This window comes from Stenotrophomonas sp. G106K1, from assembly GCF_037969685.1.
GTDB classification, from domain to species: domain Bacteria; phylum Pseudomonadota; class Gammaproteobacteria; order Xanthomonadales; family Xanthomonadaceae; genus Stenotrophomonas; species Stenotrophomonas lactitubi.
In genome coordinates this window covers 117,535-132,542 of the sequence record NZ_JBBPFR010000007.1, presented here as the reverse complement: position 1 = coordinate 132,542, position 15,008 = coordinate 117,535, and the positions used below count along the sequence as shown (strand labels likewise).

The 15,008-nt window shown below is 67.0% G+C and carries 12 protein-coding genes and 1 riboswitch; of the genes, 7 read left to right on the top strand and 5 right to left on the bottom strand.

Annotation, left to right across the window (positions count from 1 at the left end):
- Positions 1-133 precede the first annotated feature (133 nt).
- Positions 134-2,260, top strand: coding sequence for a methyl-accepting chemotaxis protein (locus tag WKB25_RS09230; protein ID WP_340570088.1), 2,127 nt, complete (start codon positions 134-136; stop codon positions 2,258-2,260).
- Between the two features lie 84 nt (positions 2,261-2,344).
- Here the strand turns inward: WKB25_RS09230 and WKB25_RS09225 are convergent, their stop codons facing one another.
- Together WKB25_RS09225 and WKB25_RS09220 are read right to left on the bottom strand one after the other, a co-directional pair.
- The gene (locus tag WKB25_RS09225) at positions 2,345-2,635 is read right to left on the bottom strand and encodes a hypothetical protein (RefSeq protein ID WP_340570086.1); all 291 of its coding nucleotides are present in this window, start codon (positions 2,633-2,635) and stop codon (positions 2,345-2,347) included.
- Between the two features lie 14 nt (positions 2,636-2,649).
- A complete protein-coding gene (locus tag WKB25_RS09220) occupies positions 2,650-3,189 on the bottom strand; it encodes a hypothetical protein (RefSeq protein WP_340570085.1) in 540 nt (179 codons plus the stop codon).
- 139 nt (positions 3,190-3,328) lie between these two features.
- Here WKB25_RS09220 and WKB25_RS09215 point away from each other — a divergent pair, with 139 nt between their 5' ends.
- Complete coding sequence (locus tag WKB25_RS09215) at positions 3,329-4,078, top strand: alpha/beta hydrolase (RefSeq protein ID WP_340570084.1); 750 nt, start codon at positions 3,329-3,331, stop codon at positions 4,076-4,078.
- Here WKB25_RS09215 and WKB25_RS09210 read toward each other — a convergent pair.
- A complete protein-coding gene (locus WKB25_RS09210; protein ID WP_340570138.1) occupies positions 4,075-4,284 on the bottom strand; it encodes a hypothetical protein in 210 nt (69 codons plus the stop codon). The genes WKB25_RS09215 and WKB25_RS09210 overlap by 4 nt on opposite strands.
- 21 nt (positions 4,285-4,305) lie before the next feature.
- Positions 4,306-6,402, bottom strand: a complete 2,097-nt coding sequence (locus WKB25_RS09205; protein WP_340570083.1) for a catalase — start codon at positions 6,400-6,402, stop codon at positions 4,306-4,308.
- A gap of 118 nt (positions 6,403-6,520) precedes the next feature.
- Here WKB25_RS09205 and WKB25_RS09200 point away from each other — a divergent pair, with 118 nt between their 5' ends.
- From WKB25_RS09200 to WKB25_RS09190, 3 genes are all read left to right on the top strand, one after another.
- Complete coding sequence (locus WKB25_RS09200) at positions 6,521-7,243, top strand: AraC family transcriptional regulator (RefSeq protein WP_099818914.1); 723 nt, start codon at positions 6,521-6,523, stop codon at positions 7,241-7,243.
- 81 nt (positions 7,244-7,324) lie between these two features.
- On the top strand, positions 7,325-8,695 hold the full coding sequence (locus tag WKB25_RS09195) for an amino acid permease (RefSeq protein ID WP_306669828.1): 1,371 nt from the start codon (positions 7,325-7,327) through the stop codon (positions 8,693-8,695).
- Between the two features lie 139 nt (positions 8,696-8,834).
- A complete protein-coding gene (locus tag WKB25_RS09190; protein WP_340570081.1) occupies positions 8,835-9,245 on the top strand; it encodes a VOC family protein in 411 nt (136 codons plus the stop codon).
- Positions 9,246-9,337: 92 nt separating this feature from the next.
- Here the strand turns inward: WKB25_RS09190 and gcvP are convergent, their stop codons facing one another.
- Positions 9,338-12,205 (bottom strand): aminomethyl-transferring glycine dehydrogenase, encoded by a 2,868-nt coding sequence (gcvP, locus tag WKB25_RS09185; protein ID WP_340570080.1) that lies wholly within the window; start codon positions 12,203-12,205, stop codon positions 9,338-9,340.
- Between the two features lie 61 nt (positions 12,206-12,266).
- Positions 12,267-12,369: riboswitch (glycine riboswitch) on the bottom strand.
- 299 nt (positions 12,370-12,668) lie between these two features.
- Between gcvP and WKB25_RS09180 the strand changes: the two genes are divergently transcribed.
- Both WKB25_RS09180 and WKB25_RS09175 read left to right on the top strand, forming a co-directional pair.
- Positions 12,669-13,895, top strand: coding sequence for a multidrug effflux MFS transporter (locus WKB25_RS09180; RefSeq protein ID WP_340570079.1), 1,227 nt, complete (start codon positions 12,669-12,671; stop codon positions 13,893-13,895).
- A 141-nt stretch (positions 13,896-14,036) separates the two neighbouring features.
- The gene (locus WKB25_RS09175; protein ID WP_340570078.1) at positions 14,037-14,933 is read left to right on the top strand and encodes a siderophore-interacting protein; all 897 of its coding nucleotides are present in this window, start codon (positions 14,037-14,039) and stop codon (positions 14,931-14,933) included.
- The last annotated feature ends 75 nt before the right edge of the window (positions 14,934-15,008 follow it).

Here is a 15,008-nt window from a genome sequence, read left to right as displayed (position 1 = left end):
AAGACCCTCCGCAGAAGGGGAGGGCGGCGCCTCACCAAGGTGAACGGCTTCCGACGCAGGCGAGCTTGGGGCGATCAAGATTCCCGGTCGGCAGGCCGATATGGGCGCATCCCCCCCGTTTTGGATTCACCCCATGAACTACTTGAGGAACGTCAGGGTTGCCTGGCGTCTTGGGCTTGGCTTTGGCCTGTTGTTGCTGCTGGTTGCCGCCGTGGTCGCCACCGGCGCTACCGCCACCACCGTGCAGAAGCGCGCGATGGAGCAGGTGGTCGAGGTTGGTGTAGCCAAGGTACGGCTGCTGTCGGAGATGCTCGATGCCAACAACCAGATGATGGTCGTGCGCCGCGAGATGCTGATCCGCCAGGGCGAAGACCGTGCCCACGACGAGCAGCGCATCGCCGCTCTGGTCAAGCGCTACGAGGCCAGTTGGACTGCCTACCAGGCCCTTCCCGGCGATGCCGAAGGCAAGGCGATCGGCGAGACCATCGCCGCCAAGCGCGCGCTCGCCCGTCCGCTCAACAAGCAGACCAGTGAGCTGATGGAGCAGGGCGATTTCCCCGCTGCCGTGGCGCTGACCCTGGGCCCGGTGCAGGAAGCGGCCAATGGCTGGAACAAGGCCCTGGCCGATGGCGTGGCCTATGAAGAAAAGGAAAGCCGCGAGGCGGCTGCCGAGGCGATCCACCTGGGCGAGCGCAGCCTGCTGCAGCTGCTGGCGCTGGGCGGCGTGGCCCTGCTGGTCGGCATCGCCGCATCGGTGTTGATCGGCCGCAGCATGACCGGCCCGCTGGCGCGTGCGGTGCAGTTGGCCGAACGCCTGTCCAAGGGCGAACTGGACCAGGAATTCCGTCTTGGCGGGCGTGACGAGCTGACCCAGCTTGGCGAGGCCATGGCCAGCGTGCGCCAGAGTGTGCAGGCGGCGATCGGCGCGCAGCTGCAGATGGCCGAACAGCATGAAGCCGGTGCGATCCGTTACCGGATGGATGCCAGTGCGTTCCCCGGCGACTTTGGTCGCATGGTGCAGGCCACCAACCATCTGGTCGAGTCGCACGTGCAGGTGCAGCTGCTGATGGCCGAGGTGATGCAGCGCTATGCGATCGGCGATCTCACCCGCGATCTGCCCGAGTATCCGGGCGAGAAGGGCACGCTGACCCGCACCCTGGCGGCGGTCAAGCAGAGCCTGATGGCGATCAACGCGCAGATCGATGAACTGGCCCGTGCTGCGCGTGCCGGCGATTTCAGCATGCGTGGCGACGCCGCGGCATTCCAGTATCAGTTCCAGGCGATGGTGAACCACCTCAACGGCATGATGGCCAGTTCGCAGGCCAGCATCGCCGATGTCTCCGACGTGCTGCGCGCCATCTCGCATGGCAACCTCACTGCGCGCATGGACGGTGAGTACGAAGGTGTTTTCGCGCGCATGCGTGACGACGCCAACACCACCACCACGCAGCTGACCGGCATCGTGCATGGCATCCAGGTGGCCGCCGACAGCATCAACAACGCGGCGCAGGAACTGGCCGCCGGCAACAACGATCTGTCGCGCCGTACCGAACAACAGGCCGCGAATCTGGAAGAGGCTGCCGCCTCGATGGAAGAGCTGACCTCGACCGTGCGCCAGAACGCCGAGCTGGCCCGCCAAGCCGACAGCGAAGCGCACGCGGCCGGCGTTGCCGTGCGCGAGACCGAGCAGGCCATGGCGCAGATGGCCAGGGTAATGGGCGAGATCGATCAGTCTTCCGCGCGCATCTCGGAGATCTCCACGGTGATCGATGGCATCGCCTTCCAGACCAATATCCTGGCGTTGAATGCCGCGGTGGAAGCGGCGCGCGCCGGTGAACAGGGCCGCGGCTTCGCGGTGGTCGCCAGTGAGGTGCGTACGCTGGCCCAGCGGGCGGGTGTGGCCGCCAAGGAGATCAAGGAACTGATCGAGGACGCCGCCGCCAAGGTGCAGAGCGGCCTTGCGGTGACCGTGCAGTCCGAAGCCGCGATTGCGCGCGTGGCCCAGGCCAGCTCGCGTACCACCCTGCTGATGAGCGACATCGCCGCCGCCAGCAAGGAACAGGCTGCCGGCATCGAGCAGGTCAACCAGGTGGTGGTGCAGATGGACCAGGTGACCCAGCAGAACGCGGCCCTGGTGGAAGAAGCCACCGCTGCCAGCCGCGCGCTGGAAGAGCAGGCACATGCACTGACGACGTCGGTGTCGGTGTTCCAGCTGGAGCAGGGGGCGCGCATGCCCATCGTGCCTGCACGCGCGGCGTAAGCCAACGGCAGCGCGATGTTGGAGGGCGCCCTGCATGCGATGACCCGCATGCAGGGCGTCGATGCACGCAACGGTTGAGTGCCGTTAGCGCCCGCGCGCCGAGCGTTCGATCAACCAACCGGCCGCGTACAGCAACAGCAGCGTTGGCGGAACCAGCACCGCATACGCGGTCGACCAGGGCTTGCCGTACAGCAGGCCGCCTGCGCCGATGGCATCAAGCGCGGCAGACTGCAAGGTGATGGGCAGCGCCATCAGGATGTAGGTACCCTTCGGGTCCGCATCCGACTGTGCGCCGTGAACCAGCCACGCGGTAAACAGCAGGTAGGCCACGCACAGCGCAAGGCCGGTCCAGCTGAACAATCGTCGCATCTTCATCCGCAGGCCTCCTTTCAACGGACCTCGAAGCGGGCCTGCAGCGGCAGGCTCACATTCCGCAGCAGATCCTTGACCACCACCTGCGCGGTCCACGTGCCTTTCGGATCGCCGGGCTCGGCGACGAATTTCAGCTGCACGTTGGTCATGTACAACAAGGTGGGTGGACCCGGCAGACGGGCGGTGAAGCAGGGAACATCGCGCTCATCCGCGCTGGTGCTGCCGTTCGGGCGCAGCATGCGCACGTCGCAGTGGACCTTGGCTGCGCCATCCTCGCCCAGTTGCGGGTTGGACAGGAACGTCAGCACGAACAACTCTCCGCCCAGCTGCACGTCGCTGGCCTCGGTGAAGTTCGGCGTGGTATCCGCTGGGGTTTCCCACTTGGCCCGCCAATCGGCGTCGGAGGTGACCAGCAGCGATGCCGCAAAGCCATCCCTGGATTTCATGGCATCGGTCTGCGGCACCGCCTTGCCGTCGCCATTTATCCAGCCATCGCTGGCAAAGGTGGTCAGTGGCAGCATCAGGGCCATCATGGCCAGTGCGTCGGTCCATCGCATCAACAGCTCTCCCGGGTAGTCGCATCCTGCGGCGAAGCCGGCAGTATCGCGCAACCTTGACCGGCACAGCAGGGAAGAGCCAAAGAAGAGGTTTCGTCGCCTGCCGATCCGGGCGATGCTTGCCAGCAAAGGAGGTGCCATGGGAGAAAAGCAGGGCGTTTATGCCGCGTCGGTCGCGCCGCTGCACGTCGCGCCGCTGCACGTACTGATGCTGCCAGGCCTGGATGGCACCGGCAGGATGTCGACCTCGTTCCTGTCCGCCCTGCACGCTCATGGGCTGACGACGCAGGCCATCGCACTGCCTGCACAGGGAGCCCAGGATTACGCCACGCTTGCCGAGGGGCTGTGGCCACGGTTGCCACACGGACCATTCGTACTGCTTGCCGAGTCCTTCTCAGGCCCGTTGGCGGTTGAACTCGCAATGCGGCATCCGCCCGGGCTGCGCGGAGTGGTACTGGCCGCTACCTTCGCACGTCGGCCCGTGCCATTGCCGGCAGCCGGCGCGGCACTGCTGTCGCCGGCCTGGCCGATGCCTCCCGTAGCGTTGCTGGCACGCCTGCTGCTCGGGCGATGGCGCACCCGCGAGGACCTGTCGATGTTGCGCGATGCGTTGGCTCAGATCCCGGCCGCCACGCTGCGGCAGCGCGCCGCAGCAACCCTGAGGGTGGACGTACGTGCACTGCTGCCGCAGATCACGGTGCCGACGCTGTGCCTGCAGGCGCGTCAGGACCGGTTGCTGTGGCCGCCGAGTGTGGCCGAACTGCAGGCGCTGTTGCCGCATGCGCGGCACGTTGCACTGGAAGGGCCGCATCTGCTGCTGCAGGCCTGTGCCGAACCGGCCGCCGCCGTGGTGGCCGGTTGGGTGAGGGCGCTGCCGACTGCGGACTAACTGCTGGCGCGGGCAGGTGCCGTCTTCTTCGTGCTCCTGCGCGCGCTGCCGCTGCGCTTGCCGCCACCATCCTGCTTGTTCACGGTGGCCCAGGCGATGCGCTCGGCGGTGCCTTCGCTGGCACCGCGTTCGCGCTCACTCGCTTCGATATGCTCGGCCTGGCGTTTCTGCTTGTCGGTATAGGCGGATTTGTCACCACGGGGCATGGGAGTTCTCCTGTCGGATGATCAGGCCAGCAGGCGCAGCTTCGGCTCGCGCGCCCACTGGCGGGTGGCGGCAGCGGTGAGGAAGGCTTTGCTGTCTTCCGCCTCGACGGTGCCTGCATCGTTGCCGACCCGTGCTGCTTTCAGCAGGGCCTGTGCGCCTTCGTCACTGGCGATCGCTTTGAGATGCGCCCAGGCGTCGCTGACGAAGCCTACGGCCGCCGCTTCCTTGGCCAACGCCTTGCCAGCATCGGCACTCAGCACCGCGGCCACCGCATCGAACACCACCGACGGGGTACCGGCCAGCTGTCCATCGGCGGCCTGCAGCTTGCCGTCGCTGAGCGTGGCGCCACCGACTTTCGGTGCGACCAGCTTGACGCTGGCGCCGGCTTTTTCAACGGCTTTGCGCAGGTTGGCGATCACTCGCGCATCGGAACCTTCGTCGAACAGGATGCCGATGCAGCGCCCCTGCAGCACTGGCTTGTTGCGGCCGATCACGCGTACTTCGGGTGCGGCGGGCAGGTCCTGCGCGGGGGTTGCCGTCGGTGCCGGGTCGGGCAGGGTACGCAGGGCCAGCCCATCGGCCACGCGTTTGGCCAGTCCTTCGTCGATGTTGAGCAGATGGCTGACGGTGCGCACGCGCACCTTCTCCGTTTCCACCTTCGACAGCTCGAACACCAGCGCCGAGGCCAGGTGCGCCTGCTCCGGTTTCTCCAGGCTGCGGAAGAACATCCGTGCCTGGCTGTAGTGGTCGGCAAAGCTCTCCGCACGGGTGCGGCCCTTGCGCCCGTCATCGGCGCTGGCATGGCTGCGGAAACCGGCGGGGGTCTCGCGCGGACTGTCTTCCTGCAGCGAGCTGGGATCGTAGGCTACGCGTCCCTTCGGCACCTGCATCTGCATGTGGCCATCGCGCTGGTGGTTGGCGAACGGGCACTTCGGTGCGTTGATCGGGATCTGGTTGAAGTTCGGCCCGCCGAGGCGGATCAGCTGGGTATCCAGATAGGAGAACAGCCGCCCCTGCAGCAGCGGATCGTTGCTGAAGTCGATGCCGGGCGGCACGTTGGCCGGGCAGAACGCAACCTGCTCGGTCTCGGCGAAGAAGTTGTCCGGCCAGCGGTCCAGCACCATGCGTCCGATCACCTGCAGCGGTACCAGCGACTCGGGGATGATCTTGGTCGGGTCCAGGTGGTCGAACGGGAAGCCGTCGGCCTGTTCCTCGCTGAACAACTGCACGGCCAGCTCCCACTCGGGGAAGTCGCCGCGCTGGATCGCCTCGAACAGGTCGCGCCTGTGGAAATCATTGTCGGCGGCCTGCAGTTTCAGCGCCTCGTCCCAGATCGTGGATTGCAGACCCAGCTTCGGGCGCCAGTGGAACTTGACGAAGGTGGAGTTCCCTTCGTCATCCAGCAGACGGAAGCTGTGGATGCCGAAACCTTCGATGGTGCGCAGCGAGCGTGGGATCGTGCGGTCGCTCATCGCCCACATGATCATGTGCATCGACTCGGGCATCAGCGAGACGAAATCCCAGAATGTGTCGTGCGCGCTGGCGGCCTGCGGGAACGCGCGGTCCGGTTCCATCTTCACCGCATGGATCAGGTCGGGGAACTTGATCGCGTCCTGGATGAAGAACACCGGGATGTTGTTGCCGACCAGATCCCAGTTGCCTTCCTTCGTGTAGAACTTCACCGCGAAGCCGCGCACGTCGCGCGGGGTGTCGACCGAGCCGGCGCCGCCGGCGACGGTGGAGAAACGGGTGAAGACCGGCGTCTTCACCCCGACCTCGGTGAGGATCTTCGCCCGCGTCACCTTGCCCAGTGACTTGGTCAGTTCGAAGAAGCCATGGGCAGCCGAGCCGCGCGCGTGGACGATGCGCTCGGGAATGCGCTCGTGGTCGAAGTGGGTGATCTTCTCGCGCAGCAGGAAGTCTTCCAGAAGGGTCGGTCCACGCGGCCCCTGGCGCAGGGAATTCTGGTTGTCGGCGACCGGGATGCCCTGGTTGCTGGTCAGTACCGGATGGGCGCCTCCTGCGAACTGATGCAGTTCATCGCCCTGGCCGCGGCTGTCACGGTCGGCGGATGTGGTGGCGGGAGCGCGCTTGCCGGTCGGCTTGCTGGCGGCCATGGAGGATCTCCTGGAGCGGATAGGGGGCAGACCCCAGACATTGGCGCCGGCGGCGTTAATGCACGGTCCTGTAGGAGTGAACGCGCAGACAAATCGGCGGCTCGGGTATGCTTGCCGCATGCGAGTCGAACCCGCCGACATCGAAGCCCTGTTCGACGCCATTCCGGACGTGCTGTTCTTCATGAAGGACCGCCAGGGCCGCTACACCTACGTCAACCAGACCATGCTGCGACGGCTGGGCCTGCGTGCGCGCAAGGACGTGATCGGGCGCACGGCGGCCGAGATCTACCCCACTGGCCTGAGTGCGGACTATGTCGACCAGGACGCACGTGTGCTGTCCGGCGAGGTGATCGAGAACCTGATGGAACTGCACCTGTTCGCCAACCGCGAACCGGGCTGGTGCCTGACCTGCAAGCGCCCGCTGGTGGTCGACGGGCAGGTCGAAGGGCTGATCGGCATCTCCCGCGACCTCGGCCAGAAGGACAGCCTGGGTACCCAGTACGAGCAGCTGCGGCTGGCCCTGGCCCACCTCAATACGCACTACGCCGAGAATGTGCGCATGCAGACCCTGCTGGACATCACCGGATTCTCGTTGTCCAAGCTGGAGCGCAGCTTCCGCAAGGTGTTCCAGATGACGCCGCAGCAGGTGCTGACCCGGTTGCGGATCCAGATGGCCATGCACCTGCTGCATGGCAACGAGAGCATCGCCTGCATCGGCCAGGCCTGCGGTTTCAGCGACCAGAGCGCGTTCACCCGCAAGTTCAAGGCTGAAACCGGTTTCTCGCCGCGCGCCTACCGCGCCCGTATTGGTGGCAATGTCGGCGAGCCGGTACCGGCCTGAGTTCCCTGCTGCGCTGTGCCTATCCCCGCGGCGGCAGGACACGGTAAGGTGTCGCCCTTGTCGCCGCCGCCAGCCCTGCCGATGCCCGCCACTCCCGATCAGACCGCTTCGCCCTCCCGCCTCGGCCATTCGCTCAAGCCACGCCAGCTGATCATGATGGGGCTGGGCAGCGCCATCGGCGCCGGCCTGTTCCTCGGCTCCGGCGTGGGCGTGCAGGCGGCCGGCCCGGCAGTGCTGGTGTCCTACCTGGTGGCCGGCGCGCTGGTGATCATCGTGATGAACGCGCTGGGCGAAATGGCCGCCGCCAAGCCGACCAGCGGCGCGTTCTCGGTGTATGCAGCCGACGCCATGGGCGCCACCGCGGGCGCCACCGTGGGCTGGCTGTGGTGGGTGCAGCTGGTCATCGTCATCGCCGCCGAGGCGGTGGGCGCGGCCGGGTTGCTGGCCACGGTCTGGCCGGTGGTGCCGGTACCGATGGCAGCACTGGCCTTCATGCTGTTCTTCACCGCGATCAACCTGCTCGGGGTGAAGAACTTCGGCGAATTCGAGTTCTGGTTCGCCATCCTCAAGGTGGCGGCGATCCTGGCCTTCATCGCCGTTGGCGTGGCACTGCTGATGGGCTGGCTGCCGCAGGTGGCCTCGCCGGGACTGAGCAACTTCACCGAGCACGGTGGCTTCGCACCCAAGGGCCTGGCCGGTATCGGTGCGGCACTGCTGGTGGTGGTGTTCGCCTTCGGCGGCACCGAGATCGTGGCCGTCGCGGCGGCGGAAACCGAAGACCCCGAGCGCAGCATCGCCCGTGCCATCCGCACCGTGGCCTGGCGCATCCTGGTGTTCTACATCGGTTCGCTGAGCGTGATCATCGCCGTGGTGCCGTGGACCAGCGAAGCGTTGAAATCGCCGTTCGCCGCGGTTCTCGATGTCGCCAATATTCCGGGTGCGGCCACGGCCATCACCCTGATCGCGGTGATCGCCCTGCTGTCGGCGCTCAATGCCAATCTCTACGGCGCCTCGCGCATGATGTATTCGCTGGCGCAACGCCGCGAAGCACCGGCCGTGCTGGGCTGGACCGACCCGCGCCAGGTGCCGGTGATCGCGGTGCTGGCCAGCGTCCTGTTCGGCTTTGCTGCCACCATCATGGAACTGCTGTTCCCGGACAAAGTGTTGCCGGTGCTGCTGAACATCGTCGGTTCCACCTGCCTGCTGGTGTGGACGTTGTCGCTGGTCTCGCAGCTGGTGCTGCGCCGTCGCGCCGACCGCCTGGGCACGCGCCTGCCGTTCCGCATGGCGGGCTTCCCGTGGCTGACCGTCTGTGCGCTGGCGATCCTGGCGCTGATCTTCGGCCTGCTGCTGAGTGAAGCGCATACGCGCCTGCAGTTCCTGTCGATGGTGGCGCTGACGGCGACCATCGCGGCCAGCAGCGCCATTGCCCGGCGCATGCGCGAGGCCTGATTCTGTACAGCCGACCCTACGGTCGGCTGCTGTTCGGGCAGACGTCAGCCGAGCATGGGCTCGGCTCTACAGAAGGCATACATCCCGCGTGCGATGCTGATCGCGTGGGCCGCACCGGCCCGACGAACGGGAGCACCGCATGCTGCGCAGCCGCCCCTTCCTGATGTTCACCGGCCAGGCCGAAGCCGCGCTGGCCCTGTACGCCGAAGCCTTCGCCGAATTCCGCCTGCTGGCCCTGCAGCGCCACCCTGACGGGGCGGGCGCGGGCGTGCCCGGCCAGGTCCGCCAGGCCATTTTCCTGCTCGGCGGCACCCACTACCTGTGCTTCGACAGTCTGGATGTGCACGACTTCACGTTCACGCCCTCGATGTCGCTGTTCGTGGAATGTGCGGGTGCCGAATCGTTCGAACGTGCCGCGCGCGTGCTGGGTGACGGCGGGCACTGGCTGATGCCGGTGGGCGAGCAGGATTTCAGCAGCCGCTACGGCTGGGTGCAGGACCGCTTCGGCGTGTCGTGGCAGTTGAGCCTGGGGCAGATGCCGGATCCATGATCGGATGTGTTGTGGGTGTGGACCTTGGTCCACACGCCCTCATGAAAACGGCCCGCTTGCGCGGGCCGTTCTTTTACCGATGCCGCAAAGGCTTACGCCTCGACTTCATCGTCCTTGTAGGCATCGACCGGGATGCAGGCGCACATTACGTTCTTGTCGCCGTACACGTTGTCCACGCGTGCCACCGGCGGCCAGTACTTCTGCAGCTTCAGGCTGGGCAGCGGGAAGGCGGCCAGCTCCCGCGGGTAGGCGTGGGTCCATTCGCTGGCGGTCACTGCCGTGGCGGTGTGCGGGGCGTTCTTCAGCGGGTTGTCCTCGCGGTCCAGGCGGCCGTCTTCGATCGCGGTGATCTCTTCGCGGATCTGGATCATCGCGTCGATGAAGCGGTCCAGCTCGTGCAGCGATTCGCTTTCGGTCGGCTCGACCATCAGCGTGCCGGCCACCGGGAAGCTCAGGGTCGGGGCATGGAAGCCGAAGTCGATCAGGCGCTTGGCCACGTCTTCAGCACCGATGCCGCTGGTCTTCTCCAGCGGACGCACGTCCAGGATGCATTCGTGCGCGACCAGGCCGTTGCGGCCGGTGTACAGGGTCTTGAAGTGCGGGGCCAGGCGCTTGGCGATGTAGTTGGCGTTGAGCTGGGCGACCTGGGTGGCCTTGCGCAGGCCTTCGGTGCCCATCATCGCGATGTACATCCAGCTGATCGGCAGGATCGAGGCGCTGCCGAAGCTGGCGGCGCTGACCATGCCGACCGGACCGTTGTCACCCAGCTTGCCCGGCAGGAACGGGGCAAGGTGCGACTTGACCGCGCATGGGCCAACACCCGGGCCGCCGCCGCCGTGCGGGATGCAGAAGGTCTTGTGCAGGTTCAGGTGCGAAACGTCCGAACCCCACTTGCCCGGCTTGGCCACGCCGACCAGGGCGTTCATGTTGGCACCGTCGGTGTACACCTGGCCGCCGTGCTTGTGGATGATCTCGCAGATCTCCACCACCTCTTCCTCGAACACGCCGTGCGTGGACGGGTAGGTCATCATGATCGCGGCCAGGCGGTCGCTGTACTTCTCGGCGTTGAGGCGGATGTCCTCGACGTCGACGTTGCCGTTGGCATCGGTCTTGGTGACCACGACCTTCATGCCGCACATCTGTGCCGAGGCCGGATTGGTGCCGTGCGCCGAATCCGGAATCAGACAGATGTCACGGTGATCTTCGCCGCGCGAGCGGTGGTAGGCGCGGATCGCCAGCAGGCCGGCGTACTCGCCCTGCGCGCCGGAGTTCGGCTGCAGGCTGACGGCATCGTAGCCGGTGCACTCGACCAGCATCGCTTCCAGCGAATCGATCAGTTCCTTGTAGCCCAGCGCCTGCTCGGCCGGCACCAGCGGGTGGATCTGCGAGAACTCCGGCCAGGTCACCGGAATCATTTCGGCGGTGGCGTTGAGCTTCATGGTGCACGAGCCCAGCGGGATCATCGTGCGGTCCATCGCCAGGTCCTTGTCGGCCAGCGAACGCAGGTAGCGCAGCAGCTCGTGCTCGCTGTGGTGGGTGTTGAACACCGGGTGGGTCAGGAACGCGGACTGGCGCAGCAGGCCGGCCGGCAGCGCGTCGGCGGTGCTGGCATCGAGCGCGTCCACATCAACGGTGACGCCGAACAGCGCGCCCACGGCGACGATGTCGGCGCGGGTAGTGGTCTCGTCCAGGCTGATGCCGACCGAACTGCTGTCGATCGCACGCAGGTTGTAGCCGGCAGCACGGGCCTTGGCATGGATCGCGTCGGCGTCGACACCGGTGACGTGCAGGGTGTCGAAGAAGTTGGTACCAACCTGCACACCGGCGGTACGCAGCGCGCTGGCAAGGATGGCGGCCAGGCGATGGGTGCGGCGGGCGATGCGGGTCAGGCCTTCCGGACCGTGGTAGACGGCGTACATCGAGGCCATCACCGCCAGCAGCACCTGTGCGGTGCAGATGTTGGAGGTGGCCTTCTCGCGGCGGATGTGCTGTTCGCGGGTCTGCAGGGTCAGGCGGTAGGCCGGGTTGCCCTGCGCGTCGATCGAGACACCGATCAGGCGGCCCGGCATCGAACGCTTGTAGGCGTCACGGCAGGCCATGAACGCCGCGTGCGGGCCACCGAAACCGAACGGCACGCCGAAACGCTGGCTGTTGCCGACCACGATGTCCGCACCCCATTCGCCAGGGGCGGCCAGCAGGGTCAGGGCCAGCAGGTCGGTGGCCACGGCCACCAGGCCGCCGCGCGCGTGCACGGCATCGACCAGCGCCTTGTAGTCGCCGACCAGGCCGAAGGTGTCCGGGTACTGCAGCAGCAGGCCGAAGGCTTCCGCTTCCAGTGCTTCGGCCGGGGTGCCCACGCGCAGCACGATGCCCATGGGCTCGGCGCGGGTGCGCAGCAGTTCCAGCGTCTGCGGATGCACGGCATCGTGCACGAAGAAGGTGTCCGACTTCGACTTGGCCGAGCGCTTGGCCAGGGTCATCGCTTCAGCGGCGGCGGTGGCTTCATCCAGCAGCGAGGCGTTGGCGATTTCCATGCCGGTCAGGTCGGCGCACAGGGTCTGGAAGTTGATCAGCGCTTCCATGCGGCCCTGCGAGATTTCCGCCTGGTACGGGGTATAGGCGGTGTACCACGCCGGGTTTTCCAGGATGTTGCGCAGGATCACGTTCGGCGTGTGGGTGCCGTAATAGCCCTGGCCGATGAAGCTGCGCAGCACGGTGTTCTTGTCGGCGATCGCGCGGATCTTCGCCAGCGCCTGCACTTCGGTGATCGACTCCGGCAACGCCAGCGGCGCCGGCGACTTGATCTTGGCCGGGACGATGGCATCGGTCATCGCATCCAGCGATGCGTGGCCGATGACGCCGAGCATCTGCGCGATCTCGGCATCGTTGGGGCCGATGTGGCGCTCGACGAACGCCGAATGGTGCTCGAGCTCACGCAGGGAAGGGGTGTTCTGGGACATGGCGAAGGATCCGTCAGGAAAGGGCACACGCACGGGCACAAGCCGCCGGTCGGCGGTCTGCGGGCGCCCCTCTGTCCTTTTGCCTGAGAGTTTAAAAGCGCGGAAAACCGCAGCTTCGTGCCCCTTCGGCGCCGGATCGAACCGGTCTCTCCAGAGTTCTGTTACGGGTGGTATCGGGCCTGAGCGATTACGGGCGTTGCGCCTTCGGCAGCGGTGACCTGCTTCTCCCACCGTGTTGCCCGCCGATTATAGCCTCTTGCCAGTGCCCGACGGTGGCCCGGAGCGACCTCACAGGCCTGAATGGCCGATGGCCCGGGCGTGCGTTCTGTGCACCCGTGCATGGCGTCGCACGCATTCCCCACCTATGATGGCCGGATTCTCGTATTCATCTGGCGCCGTCCCTGCTGCAGGGGATCGGCGCCCGCCGTGCGTGTCACGCATGGCCCTGCCGGACGCTTGCCCGATGACCGCCGCTGTTGCTCCTTCCACCCGCCGCATGGCCCTGTTGCTCGCCGGCCTGGCCATGTTCGGTCCGTTCTCGATCGACACCATCTTTCCTGCGTTTCCGCAGCTGGCCCAGCGCCTGGCGGTGGACGAGGTGGCGGTGCAGCAGACCATCAGCGTCTACCTGCTGTTCTACGGCCTGATGAGCCTGGCCCACGGCCCGCTGTCCGATGCGTGGGGACGCAAGCGGGTGATCCTCGGCGGCCTGGTGATCTTCGTCGGCGCCTCGGTGGGCTGCGCGTTGTCCACCGACCTGACCACGCTGCTGGCGTTCCGCGCACTGCAGGGCCTGTCTGCCGGTGTCGGCATGATCGTCGGCCGCGCGGTGATCCGCGATCTGTACCACGGCCACGACGCGCAGCGGCTGATGAGCCAGGTGTCGATGCTGTTCGGTATCGCCCCGGCCATCGCGCCGATCATCGGCGGCTGGATCCTGCTCAGCGGTGCCGGCTGGCCGCTGATCTTCTGGTTCCTGGTGGTATTCGCGCTGGTGCTGCTGGCGGCCACCGCGCGCTTCCTGCCGGAAACCCATCCGGCGCAGGCACGGGTCGCACTGTCGCCACGCACGTTGATGCGCGACTACGTGCGCATCGGTTTCAACCCGCGTTTCCTGCGCCTGGCGCTGGCCGGCAGCATCGGCTTCGGCGGCATCTTCCTGTACATCTCCTCGGCGCCGGCCATCGTGATGCAGCACCTGCATCTGGGTGAAGGCGGCTTTGCCTGGCTGTTCATTCCCACCATCGGCGGCATGACCACCGGTTCGTTCCTGTCCGGGCGCATGGCCGGGCACAGCACGCCGACGCGGCAGGTGGCCCTCGGCTTCACCTTGTGTGCGGTCTCTGCCGTGTTGAACATCGGCTACGTCAGCCTGGCGCCGCAGTTCGCGCTGCCGTGGGCGGTGATGCCGATCTTCCTCGGCGGCATGGGCATGGCGCTGATCTTCCCGATCCTGGCGCTGGCGGTGCTGGACATGTATCCGCAGCAGCGCGGCCTGGCCTCGTCGCTGCAGGCCTTCGTGCAGCTGATGATCAGCACCGTGGTGGCCGGCGTGGTATCGCCACTGCTGCACGACAGCCCGCTGCATCTGGCACTGGGACAGGCGGCCTTCTTCGCGGCCGGCTTCGTGTTCTGGTATTGGGAGCATCAGCGCGAGCGCGCATCAGAGGCAGCCGGCACGGCGCATTGAGCGTCGCGCAGGGGTAGGGCGCGCGAGTACGAGCGGCGGCCTTGCGGCGCTGCGTGCAGGGGTTAGGCTGGGGTTTCCAGCGAGCCGGTTCGTGGGTGCACGACAGCCAGCCATCCCGATGTCGTCGTATGAGGTACCCGCATGGCTGCGCAGCAGACCTACCGCCTGTTCGAGGTGGCGTTGAAAGAGCGCCGCGTTCTTTCTCCTTCCCTGGACCGCATGGTGTTCACCGGCGCCGACGTAGCGCGCATGAAGACCGAAGGCCCGGACCAACGCATCAAGGTGTTTTTCCCCTTGCCCGGCCAGGACGCCCCGGACGTGCCCCGCGGCGACGACTGGTACGCCCGTTACCGGGCACTGCCCGATGACGCGCGGCCGCCGATGCGCACCTTTACCCTCCGCCAGCTGCGCGCCGGCGACTGCGAGGTCGACGTCGACTTCGTGCTGCATGGCGAGACCGGACCGGCCTCGCGCTGGGCCACGCACGCACGGCCGGGCGATCGCGTGCTGCTGCTGGCCCCCGACGCTGACTGCGCGGACAGCAGCGAAGGCTGGGAATGGAAGCCGCCAGCCGGGGGGGGGCAGGTGCTGCTGGTGGCCGATGAGACCGCATTGCCGGCGGTGGCCGGCATCCTTGAGGAACTGGCCGGGCTGGCCGATCCGCCGCGCACGCTGGCCCTGCTGGAGATCGCCCAGGCGGGTGATGCGGTGCCATTGAAGGCACCGGCCACGGCCGAACTGGTGTGGTTGCCACGCGGGCAACAGGCCCATGGGCAGCGGTTGCTGCAGGCCGTGCAGGCGCGGCTGGCGGCGGCCTCGGCTGCGGCCGAGGCCGCCGAACTGGACGAGATCGACGTCGACGCGCAGATCCTGTGGGAGCAGGCTGATGCCAGCGCGGACGGCGCGATGTATGCCTGGGTGGCGGGTGAGGCCGGCGCGGTGATGGCGATCCGCCGGTATCTGCTGAAGGACTGCGGCCTGGATCGCCGCGCGATCACCTTCATGGGCTACTGGCGGCAGGGGCGGGTGCTGGACTGAGCCGATACCGTGCCGGTGTGAACCAGCATGCAGGGGGCGTGGGTTATCCTTGCGCCCCCGCAATGCAAGCCCCAC